Source organism: Streptomyces sp. JW3, from assembly GCF_052216785.1.
Lineage (GTDB): Bacteria > Actinomycetota > Actinomycetes > Streptomycetales > Streptomycetaceae > Streptomyces.
In genome coordinates this window covers 38,646-52,754 of sequence record NZ_JBQOUX010000013.1, presented here as the reverse complement: position 1 = coordinate 52,754, position 14,109 = coordinate 38,646, and the positions used below count along the sequence as shown (strand labels likewise).

Genomic DNA, 14,109 nt, shown 5'->3' with positions numbered 1-14,109 from the left:
GCGGTGTCCTTACTTGCTCTGGAGCCGGCCCAGCGGCTGCGGGTCGGCGTCCAGTTCGGCGCTCGCCGTGCGCCAGGCGGTGTCGTCGGGGTCGAGGGCGCTGCGCAGGTAGGCGGTGGTGAGGCGCTGGAGCAGGGCGACTCGCGCGGGGCTCTCGTCGGTGGTCTCGGCGACCTCGTAGCCCGGGATGCCGCCGAGCGAGTGGCCGGCGCCGAACAGGGTCAGCAGCGCCTTGTCCTTCGGGCTGAACTCGTAGGCGTCGGTTAGCCAGTCGGGGCCGCGGGTGGAGAGCGGGGAGTCGTCGGCGTCCCCGGCGACCACCAGGGCGGGGGTGGTCATGTCGTCGAACGTGGGGTTCATGAAAGGGAAGTGCTCGGCGGCGAACGGGGACAGGTCGGCGCCGCCGCGGCCGGTCAGCGCGAACAGCACGCCGGCCGTGACCCGGGGGTCGGACAGGTCCGCGCCCGGGACGCCGTCGGCGTCGAGGACGCGGGCGCCCAGCAGCATGCTCGCGCTCTGGGCGCCGAAGGAGTGCCCGGCCACGGCGATCCGGCCGTGGTCGACCCGGCCGGCGAGCCCCGGCACGGCCGCCTCCAGCGCGTCGAGCCGGTCGAGCACCCGGGTGAGGTCCTCGACCCGGGTGCGCCAGATCAGCGGGGTGCGCGGGTCGTCGGCGGGCAGGCCGAGCCGCCGGGAGTCGAGGTGGGTGGGCTGGACGACGACGAAGCCGTGGGCGGCCCAGTGGTCGGCGAGCGGCGCGTAGCCGTCCATCGACCAGCCGTAGCCGTGCGAGAAGACCAGGACCGGCAGGTCCTGCCCGGTGACGGGCGCGGAGATCCGGACCTGGAGGTCGTCACCGCGGCCGGGTGCGGAGAGCACGACCGGCTTCACGGAGACGATCGGGGCGGGCGCGGACGGGAATGCGGGCATGGGAGTGCCTTTCGCGGTCGGGCGGTCCGTCTGGCATGATGAATCCAAGCGGAACCGTGTTCCGCTAACGATACGGAACGACGTTCCGCTTCGCAAGGCGACCGAGCCCGGAGCCTGCGGCGGTCGCGGGAAGGAGCGGCACGGTGAGCGACGACGAGCAGGGCGCGGAGCGCACCGCGCGGCCCCGGCGGGCGGACGCCCGGCGCAACCAGAAGACGCTGCTCGACGCGGCGGCCGCGGTCTTCGTCCGGTCGGGGGTGGACGCGCCGGTCCGTGACATCGCCGCCGCGGCCGGGGTCGGCACCGGCACCATCTACCGGCACTTCCCGACCCGGGCCGACCTCATCGTGGCCGTCTACCGGCACCAGATCGAGGCGTGCGCCGAGGCGGGCCCGGCCCTGCTGGAATCCGCCGCGTCACCGCACGCGGCGCTGGGGCAGTGGATCGACCTCTTCGTCGACTTCCTGGTCACCAAGCACGGCCTCGCCGCCGTACTGCGCTCCGACGACCCCGGTTTCCAGGCGCTGCACGCCTCCTTCCTGGACCGCCTCCTCCCCGTCTGCGCCCGTCTGCTGGCGGCGGCGGCCGAGGCGGGTGAGATCCGGCCCGGCCTGGCGGCGTACGAGCTGATGCGCGGCGTCGGGAACCTGTGCATCGGCGCGGACAGCGACGACCACTACGACGCCCGCCGGCTGGCCGGGCTGCTCGTGGCGGGACTGCGGGCTTCCTGACCGCTCCCGCTTCGCCCCTGCCCCGGGTGTGCGCTCTCGCACGCCCTTGCCGCCGTCGCACCGGGCCTCGACCGTGGAATCAGGTGGGGTGACCTTTCGACGACGGAGGCCGTATGCGGCGACGATGGAACGGCGCGCTGGGCCGGCTGCTGCTGGCGCTGGCCGTGCTGCTGGAGAGATCGATGGCGGGCGAACGGGCGACGACCCGCTGGAAGACCCGCCGGAACACGGCGTTGCAGGCGGCGCACCGGCGGGGCGTTCCGGTGGAGGCGCTCGCGACGCGGCTGGAGCTGACCCCGAAGTGGGTCCGTGACGTGGTCGGCGACCCGCGCAAGGCGGCCGTCGCGGAGACCGGCCGGCCGCGCGGGCGCCGGGCGCGGCCCCCCGGCTGAACCGGGAGGCCGCGCTCGCGCGCTACGGCGTGTACACCGTGGGCCGCGGTGCCGTCGCCATCCCGTTGCCGAGGAAGAAGCTCGGGTGCGGGGGCTGGTTGTACGCCGTGTTCTGCCAGGCGAGGCCCGTGCGGTACATCGTGTCGTGGAGGAGGGTGGTGATCTTCGTGCTGGTCTCCACCGGCGTCGAGTAGATCCGCAGCGCGGTGTTGGAGCTGGTGCGCCAGATGACCTCCTCGCGCCAGTCGCCGAGGATGTCGCCGGAGAGCACCGGGGTGGCCTTGGTGCCGTTGTTGGAGGCGACGCCGGAGCCGGTGAGCAGGCGGGTGTCGGAGGACGTGCCGTACTTGTCGATGTGGGTGCCGTCCAGGAGTTCGCGGACGGTGTCGCCGTCCCACCAGGACAGGAAGTTGGCGGAGGACGGTTCGCGGCCCTTGGTGGCGCCGGCCTCGTCGCGGATGTAGGTGTCGGAGGCGGACCAGACCTCGGCGCCGTCGTTGCCGGCGTAGATGTCACCGGCGACCCCGCGGCCGTTGTCGCAGCAGGCGTCGAGCTTCCAGCGGACGGCGCCGCTCGCGGGGTTGATGTACACCTCGGCGGGCTGCGAGGTGGACTCGGAGACCTTGAAGTACTCCAGGCCCGAGGTGGCCGGGTCGAGGTCGCCCAGGTGCTGGGCGTCGCCGTGCCCGGTCTTGGTGGTCCACAGACCGTTGCCGTTGTCGTCCACGGCCATCGCGCCGTACACGATCTCGTCCTTGCCGTCGTTGTCGACGTCCCCGACGGAGAGGCTGTGCGAGCCCTGGCCGTCGTAGCCCTTGCCGCTGTTGGTGGAGGAGCTGGTGTCGAAGGTCCAGCGGCGGGTGAAGGCGCCGCCGCGCCAGTCCCAGGCGGCGATCACACTGCGGGTGTAGTAGCCGCGGGCCATGATGAGCGAGGGCCGGGCGCCGTCCAGATACGCCGTGCCGGCCAGGAAGCGGTCGACGCGGTTGCCGTAGGAGTCGCCCCAGGAGGAGACGGTGCCGCGGGCCGGGACGTAGTCGACGCTGCCCATCGCCTTGCCGGTCTGGCCGTTGAACATGGTCAGGTACTCGGGGCCGGACAGGATGTACCCGGAGGAGTTGCGGTAGTCGGCCGAGGAGCTGCCGATCACCGCGCCGGTGCCGTCGGTGGTGCCGTCGGCGGTCTTCATGGCGACCTCGGCCTTGCCGTCGCCGTCGTAGTCGTACACCTGGAACTGGGTGTAGTGGGCGCCGGAGCGGATGTTCTTGCCGAGGTCGATCCGCCACAGCCGGGTGCCGTCCAGCTTGATGCCGTCGACGATGGTGTTGCCGGTGTACCCGGACTGGGAGTTGTCCTTGGCGTTGGTCGGCTGCCACTTCAGGACGATGTCCAGGGCGCCGTCGCCGTCGAGGTCGCCGACCGAGGCGTCGTTGGCCTCGTAGGTGTAGGCGACGCCGTCGGGAGTGGTGCCGCCGGCCGGCGGGCTGATCGGCACGTCCTTGTAGCCGGCCCGGAACTGGATCGCGTTCACCGAGTCGGCCTGTTCGACGCCGTTCACGATGGCGCGGACGGTGTAGTCGGCCTGTTCGGGGGCGCCGGAGTGGAAGTAGTTGGTGGAGCCGGTGACCGGGGTGGAGTTGACCTTCGTGCCGGCCCGGTACACGTTGAAGGAGACGTCGTTCGGGTCGGTGCCGAGCCAGCGCCAGCTGACCAGGTTGCCGGCCGAGGTGTGGACGCTGACCACGCCCCGGTCCAGCTTCTCGACCTGCCGGGCGGTCGCGGCCTCGGCGGTGTCGGCGGTGAGCGTGGTCAGCCCGGCGCCGGCCAGGGCGGTGACCGCGGCCAGGGTGGTGATGAGGACGCGACGTCTGCCGCGCCCGTGCGGGTGCTTCATGGGGGTTGCCTCCTGAGAGAGGGGTGTTCCTCCCTCAGTCGCCGCCGGGGGCACGGGAGTTGCCGCCCCCTCCTCCTTCCGCGGCCGCCCGGCCGGGGAGCCGCCGCTGCCCTGCCGGGCAGGTACCGCGCGGGAAGTGGCGGGCCGATCGGCGCGCAGGCAGGCCCGCGCCCGCCTCCCGAAGCCGCCACTCGGTGCCGCGAACGCAGCGTGCCGAGCCGCGTCCAGCCGGTGGGGCCCGTCCTCGGCCAGCGCGTCGAGCAGCGTCCGCCGGTCGGGGTCCCCGGGTCGTGCTCGCCGGTCAGGGCCCCCAAGTCGTGCTCGCCGGTCAGGGCCCCCAAGTCGTGCTCGCCGGTCACGCCCCCGAGTCGTGCTCCCCGGTCAGGGCCCCGAGTCGTGCTCCCCGTGCGCGACACCGGGAAGGCCCGGGACCGCGCGCCGACCGGCCGCCGGTGGGCGGTCTCCGCGGAGCCGGCCGCGCGCCGGCCCGCCGTCGGTGGGCGGTCCCGCGGAGCTGATCGCGTCCGCGTCCCCCGCGCCCGCCGGTCAGGGCTTCTCGAACGCCAGCAGGGTGAACACCGGGTCGGGCCGGGGCCGGTCCTGGTCGGGGAGGGCCGCGAGGCGGGCGGCGAACCGGTCGGCGAGCGGGTCGCCCGGCGGGAGGGTCATGAACCAGCCGCGCCGCAGGTCGGCGATGGTACGGCGCGGGCTGCGGCCCTGTCCCCGGCCGGTGAACCGGGCCCGCCCGGCCGGCCGCAGCCCGTGCTCGCGGGCGTACCCCTCGACCGCCCCGGCCGAGTCCGGCACCGGGCTGGGCGGCCGGGCGGCGAGCACGGCGTCGATGTCGCTGCCCACGTTGTGCGAGGGGCCCTTGTCGACCGTGGTCACGTACACCCCGCCGGGCCGCAGCACCCGGGCGCACTCCCCGACGATGGTGCGCGCGTCGGACACGGCGGCCAGATGCAGCAGCCACACGCTGCTCACCGCGTCGAACGCCCCGGCGCCGAACGGCAGTCGGCGGGCGTCGGCCCGCAGCACCGCGCCGGGCAGCCGGGCCGCCGCCCGCCCGATCATGGCGGGTGAGAGGTCCACGCCGGTCACCCGCAGCTCCGCGCGGGCCGCCGCGAGGCGCCGCGTGACGATCCCGGTGCCGCAGGCCGCGTCGAGCAGGCGGCGCGCCCCCTCCGGGACCAGGCTCAGCAGCGCCTCGGCGGCCGCGGCGGCCCTGGGCTCGCCGCCGCGGGCGGCGTCGTACCGCTCCGCTTCCTTGTCGTAGTCCAGCACACAGCTCAGTGTGCCCCGTGGCCCGGGGCCAGATCCGCCACCCGGCGGGCCAGCTCGAGATCCTTCTCCGTCACCGCGCCGCCCGCGCTGTGCGTGTGCACGCTCAGCGACACCGTGTCGTAGCCCAGGGTCAGGTCGGAGTGGTGGTCGAGTTCCTCCTGCACCTGGGCGATGTGCACGACCATGGCGGTGGCCGCGACATGCGAGGCCAGCCGGTAGGAACGGGTGAGCCGGCCGTCGTCGAGCGACCAGCCGGGCAGCTCGGCCAGCCGGTCCTCGATGTCCTGCTGCGACAGCGGTTCGACGGGCATCGGCCGCGCTCCTTCCCGGGTCCGGACGGTCTCCCGCCCAGCCTGCCACAGCACTTCGTGCCGGACCTCTCTTGTGGGACGGGCAGGGTGACGTGAAAGACTGGTGAAGTACTTCGGCGCGTTGGAGGGGCGTGGCGTGAGTGACCGTAGGCCCGCGCCCACTGTGGGACAGGTGGTGCTGGGAAAGCGGCTCCAGGAGCTGCGCGAGAGGTCCGGCCTGAGCCGGGAGGCCGCCGCGAAGGTGCTGCGGGTGGCCCCGGCGACGGTACGCCGGATGGAGACGGCCGAGGTCGCGCTGAAGATCCCGTACGTCCAGATCCTGCTGAACGCGTACGGCGTGCCCGACGCCGAGGTGGCGTCCTTCGTCGACCTCGCGGAGGAGGCGAACCGGCCCGGCTGGTGGCAGCGGTACCACGACGTGCTGCCCGAGTGGTTCAGCCTGTACGTGAGCCTGGAGGGCGCCGCCCGCATCATCCGGTCCTACGAGCCGCACTTCGTGCCGGGGCTGCTCCAGACGGAGGACTACGCGCGGGCGGTGCTGGAGACCGGGACCATCGGGACGGCCGGCGAGGCGGCCGTGGAGCGGCACGTGGCGCTGCGCATGGAGCGGCAGGGGCTGCTGGCGCGCGACCGGCCGCCGCACCTGTGGGTGATCATGGACGAGACGGTGCTGCGCCGCCCGGTGAGCGTCGACGGCCGGGTGATGCGCGAACAGCTCGACAAGCTGCTGGACTTCGCCGGGCGGGAGCGGGTGACCCTCCAGGTCGCCGAGTTCGACACCGGCCCGCACCCGGGGACGTACGCGCCGTTCACGCTGTTCCGGTTCGCCGAGCCGGAGCTGCCGGACATGGTGTTCACCGAGTACCTGACCGGCGCCCTGTACCTGGACTCCCGGGACGAGGTCTCCACGCACCTGGAGGTGCTGGACCACATGACGGCCCTGGCCGCCTCCGCGCAGCGCACCCAGAAGATCCTGCGCGCGTACCGCGAGAGCTACTGAGCCGGTGCCACCGCCGAGCCGCCCCCCGCCCGCCCGACGACCCCGAGCCGCACGACGAGCCCGACCCGCACGACGAGCCCGAGGAGAACGCCGCGCATGACCGCCCGAGACGACGCCGTGCCCGCCATCGACACCAGCCGGCCGCACCCCGCCCGGGTCTACGACTGGTGGCTGGGCGGCAAGGACAACTACCCGGTCGACGAGGAACTGGCCCGCAGGATCCTCGCCGCCGACGAGACGGCGGTGCGCGGCGCCCGCGCCAACCGCCGGTTCATGCACCGGGCGGTCCGCACGGTCGCCGAGGCGGGCGTGCGCCAGTTCCTCGACATCGGCACCGGCATACCGACCCAGCCGAACCTGCACCAGGTGGCGCAGGGCGTCGCGCCCGAGTGCCGGGTGGTCTACGCCGACAACGACCCGATCGTGCTGCGGCACGCCGAGGCGCTGCTGCGCGGCTCCGCCGAGGGCTCGACGGACTACGTGCACGCCGACGTCCGCGACCCGGACACGATCCTGCGGCTGGCCGGCGAGTCCCTGGACCTGACCCGGCCCGTCGCCCTGTCGCTGGTGGCGCTGACGCACTACCTGGGCGACGCGGCCGACGGCGACGACGCGCACGGGCTGCTGAAGCGGTACGTGGACGCCCTGGCCCCGGGCAGCTTCCTGATCCTGTCGCAGGTCACCGCGGATCTGAACCCGGCGGCGGTGGGCAAGGCCGCCGCCCTGTTCGCGCGCGGCGGCACGCCGTTCTTCCCGCGTCCGCTGGCCGAGTTCGCCCGCTTCTTCGACGGTCTGGAGCTGCTGGGTCCCGGGGTGATCCCGGTGACCGGGTGGCGGCCGGAGCCGGTGGACGTGGCGGCGCAGGAGGAGGGCATCGTGCCGGTGTACGCGGGGGTGGCCCGCAAGCCCTGACCCTGCCGGGGAAACCCGTACGGCGACCCGTACGGCGACCCGTACGGGCCCCGTGAACGGGTGCGCTCCCGTGCCCGGCCCTAGGTTCGTGAACCAGGGCCGCCAGCAAGGGAGCGCACGTGACTCAGACGCGGACACCGCCCACCGAGCCGGGGGCGGCACTGCTGCGCGCGGGCCGGTTCCTGCGCCCGGGGACGGCCGCGCCCGACCTGCACAGCATCGGGCTGGCCGGCGGCCGGGAGGCGGACGCCTTCTACCGGGACCGCTGGAGCCACGACAAGGTCGTCACCTCCACGCACGGCGTCAACTGCACGGGTTCGTGCCGCTGGAACGTGTTCGTCAAGGACGGCATCATCACCTGGGAGACCCAGGCGACGGACTATCCGTCGGTCGGCCCGGACCGCCCCGAGTACGAGCCGCGCGGCTGCCCCAGGGGCGCCGCCTTCTCCTGGTACACCTACTCCCCCACCCGGGTGCGCTACCCGTACGTGCGCGGGGTGCTGCTGGAGATGTACCGGGAAGCGAAGGCCCGGCTGACGGACCCGGTGCTGGCCTGGGCGGACATCCAGGACGACCCGGAGCGGCGGCGCCGCTACCAGCGGGCCCGGGGCAAGGGCGGCCTGGTGCGGGCGTCCTGGGACGAGATGGTGGAGCTGGTCGCCGCCGCGCAGGTGCACACCATCAAGCGGCACGGCCCGGACCGGATCGCCGGGTTCTCCCCGATCCCCGCGATGTCGATGGTGTCGCACGCGGCGGGCGCCCGCTTCCACGCCCTGATCGGCGCTCCGATGCTGTCGTTCTACGACTGGTACGCCGACCTGCCCGTCGCCTCCCCGCAGGTCTTCGGCGACCAGACCGACGTACCGGAGTCCGGCGACTGGTGGGACGCGGCCTACCTGATCATGTGGGGCACGAACGTCCCGGTGACCCGCACCCCCGACGCGCACTGGATGGCGGAGGCCCGCTACCGGGGCCAGAAGGTCGTGGTGGTCTCCCCCGACTACGCCGACAACACCAAGTTCGCCGACCAGTGGCTGCATCCGCACCCCGGCACCGACGCCGCGCTGGCGCTGGCCATGGGGCACGTGGTGCTGAAGGAGTTCTTCGTCGACCGCGAGACACCCTTCTTCTCGGACTACGTACGGCGCTTCACCGACCTGCCGTTCCTGGTCACCCTGACCGAGCGGGACGGGGCGTACGTGCCGGCGAAGTTCCTGCGCGCCGCCGACCTCGGGCAGGCCGGTGAGGACGCCGGCTGGAAGACGGTGGTGCTGGACGAGGCGACCGGCCGCGCGGTCGTCCCGAACGGCTCGCTCGGCTTCCGCTGGAACGCGGCCGACCAGGGCAACTGGAACCTGGACCTCGGGGACCTCAGCCCCCGCCTCACCCTGCACGGCCACGCGGCGTCGACGGGCGTCGAGGTGCTCCTGCCCCGCTTCGACACCGACGGCGGCCCGCACGGGCAGGGGCACGGCGAGGTGGTCCGGCGCGGGGTGCCCGCGACGCGGCTCGGCGGCCCCGACGGACCCCTGGTGACCACCGTCTTCGACCTCCTGCTGGCCCAGTACGGCGTCGCCCGCCCCGGCGTCCCGGGCAGGTGGCCGGCGTCGTACGAGGACGCGGCGGACCCCTGCACCCCGGCCTGGCAGGAGACGCACACCTCGGTGCCGGCGGCGGCCTGTGTGCGCATCGCCCGCGAGTTCGCGCGGACCGCGGAGCGCTCCAAGGGCCGCTGCATGATCCTGATGGGCGCGGGCACGAACCACTGGTTCCACTCCGAGACCATCTACCGGGCCTTCCTGGCCCTGCTCCAGCTCACCGGCTGCCAGGGCCGCAACGGCGGCGGCTGGGCGCACTACGTGGGCCAGGAGAAGTGCCGCCCGCTGACCGGCTGGGCCGCCCTCGCCGGCGGCCTGGACTGGTCCCGGCCGCCCCGGCAGATGATCGGCACCGGGTACTGGTTCCTCAACACCGACCAGTGGCGCTACGACCGGTTCAGCGCCGATGTCCTGGCCTCGCCGCTGGGTGAGGGCCGGTTCGCGGGGATGACCGGCGCGGACTGTCTGGCGCTGTCGGCGCGGGCGGGGTGGATGCCGTCGTACCCGACCTTCGACCGCAATCCGCTGGAGCTGGGCGAGGTGTTCGGCGACCCGGTGGCCAAGGCGGTGGCCGAACTGCGCGCCGGGACACTGAAGTTCGCCTGCGAGGACCCCGACGCGCCGGAGAACTGGCCCCGAATCGTCACCCTGTGGCGGGCCAACCTGCTGGGGTCCTCCGCGAAGGGCGCCGAGTACTTCACCAAGCACCTGCTGGGCACGCACTCGTCGCTGCGCGCCGAGGAGGCGACACCGGACCAGCGGCCCCGGGACGTGGTCTGGCACGACGCGGCCCCCGAGGGCAAGCTCGACCTGCTGCTCTCCCTGGACTTCCGGCACACCTCCTCCACCCTGCTCTCCGACGTCGTCCTGCCCGCCGCCACCTGGTACGAGAAGCACGACCTGTCCAGCACCGATATGCACCCCTACGTGCACGCCTTCTCCCCCGCCGTGGACCCGCCCTGGCAGGCCCGCACCGACTTCGACACCTTCAAGGCGCTGGCGGAGAAGCTCAGCGAACTGGCCGTCGGTCACCTCGGCGTCCGCAAGGACCTGGTGGCCTCGCCGCTCCAGCACGACACCCCGGGCGAGCTGGCCCAGCCGGGCGGTGTGGTGCGGGACTGGAAGCGCGGCGAGTGCGAGCCGGAACCCGGCAAGACCATGCCCGCACTGGCCGTCGTGGAGCGCGACTACCCGGCGATCGGCGCGAAGTTCGCGGCGCTCGGCCCGCTGGTGGAGGCCAAGGGGCTGCCCGCCAAGGGCATCGCCCTGCGCCCGGACGCGGAGGTGACCGTGCTGCGGGAGCTGAACGGCGCGGTGCGCGGCGGTCCGGCGGACGGCCGGCCGGCCCTGGACACGGCGGTGAAGGCGGCCAACACGATCCTCGCCCTGTCCGGCACCACCAACGGCCGCCTGGCCGTGCAGGGGTTCCGCACCCTGGAGGCGAAGACCGGGCAGGAGATGGCCCACCTGGCCGCCGAGCACGAGGGCCGGCGCATCACCTACGCGGACACCCAGTCGGCGCCCGTGCCGGTGAACGCCTCCCCGGAGTGGTCGGGCAGTGAGCACGGCGGCCGCCGCTACACGGCGTTCACGCAGAACACCGAGCAGCTCAAGCCGTGGCACACCCTCACCGGCCGGCAGCACCTCTTCCTCGACCACGACTGGATGCACGAACTGGGCGAGGCGCTCCCCGTCTACCGCCCGCCGCTGGACATGCACCGCCTGTTCGGCGAACCCCGGCTCGGCCCGGACGGCACCCGGGAGGTGACGGTCCGCTACCTCACCCCGCACAACAAGTGGTCGATCCACTCCGAGTACCAGGACAACCTGTTCATGCTGTCGCTGTCCCGGGGCGGCCAGACCATCTGGATGGCGCCGCAGGACGCGGACGCGATCGGGGTGGCGGACGACGACTGGATCGAGGCGGTCAACCGCAACGGCGTGGTGGTGGCCCGCGCGGTCGTCTCGCACCGGATGCCGCCCGGCACGGTCTACCTGCACCACGCGCAGGAACGCACGGTGGGCGTCCCGCTGACCGAGACCACCGGCATGCGCGGCGGCATCCACAACTCGCTCACCCGGCTGATCCTCAAACCGACCCATCTGATCGGCGGCTACGCCCAGCTGTCCTGGGCGTTCAACTACCTCGGTCCGACCGGCAACCAGCGCGACGAGGTGACGGTGATCCGCCGCAGGAGCCAGGAGGTGACGTACTGATGCGGGTGATGGCCCAGATCGCGATGGTGATGAACCTCGACAAGTGCATCGGCTGCCACACCTGCTCGGTCACCTGCAAGCAGGCGTGGACCAACCGCCGGGGCATGGAGTACGTCTGGTTCAACAACGTGGAGACCCGCCCCGGCCAGGGCTACCCCCGGCGCTACGAGGACCAGGACAAGTGGCGCGGCGGCTGGGAGCTCAACAAGCGGGGCGCGCTGAAGCTGAAGGCGGGCGGCCGGTTCAAGAAACTGACCGGGATCTTCTCCAACCCCAGGCTCCCGGAGATCAAGGACTACTACGAGCCCTGGACCTACGACTACAAGAACCTCACCGACGCCCCGCTGGGCACCGACTACCCCGTCGCACAGCCGATTTCCCAGCTCGACGGCAAGCCGATGAAGATCGGCTGGTCCTCGAACTGGGACGACAACCTGGGCGGTGCCCCGGCCTACGGCGACCTCGACCCGATGGTGGAGCGGGTCCGGCAGCAGGCGGCCGAGAAGGTGCGGTTCGCGTACGAGGAGACCTTCATGTTCTACCTGCCGCGGATCTGCGAGCACTGCCTCAACCCGTCCTGTGTGGCGTCCTGTCCGTCGGGGGCGATGTACAAGCGGGCGGAGGACGGCATCGTCCTGGTCGACCAGGACCGCTGCCGGGGCTGGCGGATGTGTGTGACCGGCTGCCCGTACAAGAAGGTGTACTTCAACCACCGCACCGGCAAGGCCGAGAAGTGCACCTTCTGCTACCCGCGCGTCGAGATCGGCCAGCCCACGGTCTGCTCGGAGACCTGCGTGGGCCGGCTGCGCTATCTCGGCGTGCTGCTCTACGACGCCGACAAGGTGACGGCGGCGGCCGAGACGACGGACGAACGGGAGTTGTATCAGGCGCAGTTGGACGTGTTCCTCGACCCGGAGGACCCCGAGGTGCGGCGGGCCGCCGAGGCGGCGGACATCCCGTACGACTGGATCGAGGCGGCCCGGCGCTCCCCCGTGCGCGCGCTGGTCAGCACGTACCAGGTCGCGCTGCCGCTGCACCCGGAGTACCGGACCATGCCGATGGTCTGGTACATCCCGCCGCTGTCCCCGGTGGTGGACGCGCTGACGGAGACCGGGCACGACGGCGAGGACGCGGACAACCTGTTCGGCGCCATCGACACACTGCGCATCCCGCTGGAGTACCTGGCGGAGCTGTTCGCGGCCGGGGACACCGGCCCGGTGCGGGCCTCGCTGGAGAAGCTCGCCGCGATGCGCGCCCACATGCGGTCGGTCAACCTCGGTGCGGAACCCGACCCGGGGATCGCGGCGGCGGCCGGGATGGCGCCGGGCCAGATCGAGGACATGTACCGGCTGCTGGCCATCGCCAAGTACGAGGAGCGGTACGTGATTCCGACGGCGGCCGTCGGGGACGCGCACCGGCTGGAGGCGTCCGCGCTGCCGGACACGTGCAGCCTGGACTTCGACGGCGGGCCGGGCGCGGGCGGCGACGGGCCGTTCGGCCAGGACTCGGGACGCAGGCGGCTGCCGCTGGTGCCGGTGGAGAACTTCCATCTGCTGCGCCGCCGGCAGACCGCCGACGAACCGTCCGACGAGAGGGAGGTCTGATGCCCGGTTTCGAGGTGCTGTACCAGGCGGCGGCGCTCTGCCTGACCTACCCGGACGACGACTTCCGGGCCCGGCTGCCGCTGCTGCGGGAGGCGGCGCCGCAGTTGCGGGAGTTCACCGACCACGCGGCGGTGACCTCGCAGCCCGACCTCCAGGCGCACTACGTCGAGGTGTTCGACTTCAAGAACCGGCACAGTCTGTATCTGAGCTGGTGGAGCGACGGCGACACCCGGCGGCGCGGCATGTCGCTGGTCCGCTTCAAGGAGTGCTACCGGGCGCACGGCCTGGAGTGCACCGAGGAGGAACTGCCCGACTTCCTCCCGGCCGTGCTGGAGCTGGCCTCGCGGACCGGCGACACCCGGCTGCTCGTCGAGTACCGCGACGCCCTGGACCAGCTCCGCACCCGCCTCACCGCCTGCGGCACACCGTACGCGTGTGTCCTGGACGCGGTGTGCGCCACCCTGCCGCCCGCGACCGCCGGAGCCCGCCGATGACCGTCTTCCTGTGGGGTGTGCTGCCCTACGCCGCGTTCCTGTCCCTGGTGGCCGGCCTGGTGTGGCGGCACCGCTACGACCGGTTCGGCTGGACCACCCGCTCCTCCCAGGTGTACGAGTCGAAGCTGCTGAACATCGCCTCCCCGGTGTTCCACTACGGCATCCTGTTCGTCCTCGTCGGCCATCTGATCGGCCTGTTCGTCCCCGAGTCGTGGACGGCCGCGATCGGTGTCGACGAGCGCGCCTACCACCTCTTCTCCCTCTACGGCGGCACCCTCGCCGGGGTGCTGGCGGTGGCCGGCCTCGCGGCGCTGGTCTACCGGCGGCGCACCAACGCGCCGGTGTTCCGGGCCACCACCGGCAACGACAAGTTCATGTACGTCTTCCTGGTCGGCGCGATCGTCCTCGGCATGGTCGCCAAGCTCGCCCACTCCACCGGCACCGGCTACGACTACCGGCACTCCATCGCCCCGTGGTCGCGCAGCCTGTTCCGGCTCAGCCCGGAGACCGGGCTGATGACAGGGGTGCCGGTGCTGTACCAGGTGCACGCGGTGATCGGCATGCTGCTGATCGCGCTGGTGCCGTACACCCGGCTGGTGCACATGTTCAGCGCGCCGGTGCAGTACCTGTTCCGGCCGTACGTGGTCTACCGCTCGCGCGATCCCGAGCAGTTGGGTCCGCGGCCGGACCGGCCGGGGTGGGAGCGGGCGGAGCTGCGCGGGCCGGGCGGGGGACGGTAGCG

General features: G+C 72.8%; 12 protein-coding genes. 8 read left to right on the top strand and 4 right to left on the bottom strand.

Features of this window, described 5'->3' with window-relative positions; all coding sequences use genetic code 11:
• Window positions 1-9: 9 nt before the first annotated feature.
• Window positions 10-930, bottom strand: a complete 921-nt coding sequence (locus ACTT8P_RS08335; protein WP_442830892.1) for an alpha/beta hydrolase family protein — start codon at window positions 928-930, stop codon at window positions 10-12.
• 143 nt (window positions 931-1,073) lie between these two features.
• Here ACTT8P_RS08335 and ACTT8P_RS08330 point away from each other — a divergent pair, with 143 nt between their 5' ends.
• Together ACTT8P_RS08330 and ACTT8P_RS08325 are read left to right on the top strand one after the other, a co-directional pair.
• Window positions 1,074-1,661, top strand: coding sequence for a TetR/AcrR family transcriptional regulator (locus tag ACTT8P_RS08330; protein ID WP_442830891.1), 588 nt, complete (start codon window positions 1,074-1,076; stop codon window positions 1,659-1,661).
• Window positions 1,662-1,774: 113 nt separating this feature from the next.
• A complete protein-coding gene (locus ACTT8P_RS08325; protein ID WP_442830890.1) occupies window positions 1,775-2,053 on the top strand; it encodes a hypothetical protein in 279 nt (92 codons plus the stop codon).
• Window positions 2,054-2,075: 22 nt separating this feature from the next.
• Here ACTT8P_RS08325 and ACTT8P_RS08320 read toward each other — a convergent pair whose 3' ends face one another.
• The 3 genes from ACTT8P_RS08320 to ACTT8P_RS08310 form a co-directional block, all read right to left on the bottom strand.
• On the bottom strand, window positions 2,076-3,947 hold the full coding sequence (locus ACTT8P_RS08320) for a rhamnogalacturonan lyase (protein WP_442830889.1): 1,872 nt from the start codon (window positions 3,945-3,947) through the stop codon (window positions 2,076-2,078).
• 546 nt (window positions 3,948-4,493) lie between these two features.
• Window positions 4,494-5,231 carry a class I SAM-dependent methyltransferase gene (locus tag ACTT8P_RS08315; RefSeq protein ID WP_442830888.1) on the bottom strand — a complete coding sequence of 246 codons (738 nt, stop codon included), beginning with the start codon at window positions 5,229-5,231 and terminating at the stop codon, window positions 4,494-4,496.
• A gap of 5 nt (window positions 5,232-5,236) precedes the next feature.
• Window positions 5,237-5,542 (bottom strand): 4a-hydroxytetrahydrobiopterin dehydratase, encoded by a 306-nt coding sequence (locus ACTT8P_RS08310; protein WP_442830887.1) that lies wholly within the window; start codon window positions 5,540-5,542, stop codon window positions 5,237-5,239.
• A 136-nt stretch (window positions 5,543-5,678) separates the two neighbouring features.
• Here ACTT8P_RS08310 and ACTT8P_RS08305 point away from each other — a divergent pair, with 136 nt between their 5' ends.
• The 6 genes from ACTT8P_RS08305 (at window position 5,679) to narI (ending at window position 14,107) form a co-directional block, all read left to right on the top strand.
• Complete coding sequence (locus tag ACTT8P_RS08305; RefSeq protein WP_442830886.1) at window positions 5,679-6,542, top strand: helix-turn-helix domain-containing protein; 864 nt, start codon at window positions 5,679-5,681, stop codon at window positions 6,540-6,542.
• Window positions 6,543-6,638: 96 nt separating this feature from the next.
• Complete coding sequence (locus ACTT8P_RS08300; protein WP_442830885.1) at window positions 6,639-7,454, top strand: SAM-dependent methyltransferase; 816 nt, start codon at window positions 6,639-6,641, stop codon at window positions 7,452-7,454.
• A 119-nt stretch (window positions 7,455-7,573) separates the two neighbouring features.
• Window positions 7,574-11,269, top strand: coding sequence for a nitrate reductase subunit alpha (locus tag ACTT8P_RS08295; RefSeq protein ID WP_442830884.1), 3,696 nt, complete (start codon window positions 7,574-7,576; stop codon window positions 11,267-11,269).
• On the top strand, window positions 11,269-12,873 hold the full coding sequence (gene narH / locus ACTT8P_RS08290) for a nitrate reductase subunit beta (protein ID WP_442830883.1): 1,605 nt from the start codon (window positions 11,269-11,271) through the stop codon (window positions 12,871-12,873). Before ACTT8P_RS08295 ends, narH begins: the two co-directional genes overlap by 1 nt.
• Window positions 12,873-13,367, top strand: a complete 495-nt coding sequence (gene narJ / locus ACTT8P_RS08285) for a nitrate reductase molybdenum cofactor assembly chaperone (protein ID WP_442830882.1) — start codon at window positions 12,873-12,875, stop codon at window positions 13,365-13,367. The genes narH and narJ overlap by 1 nt, the downstream gene beginning before the upstream one ends.
• Window positions 13,364-14,107 (top strand): respiratory nitrate reductase subunit gamma, encoded by a 744-nt coding sequence (gene narI / locus ACTT8P_RS08280; protein ID WP_442830881.1) that lies wholly within the window; start codon window positions 13,364-13,366, stop codon window positions 14,105-14,107. The genes narJ and narI overlap by 4 nt, the downstream gene beginning before the upstream one ends.
• The last annotated feature ends 2 nt before the right edge of the window (window positions 14,108-14,109 follow it).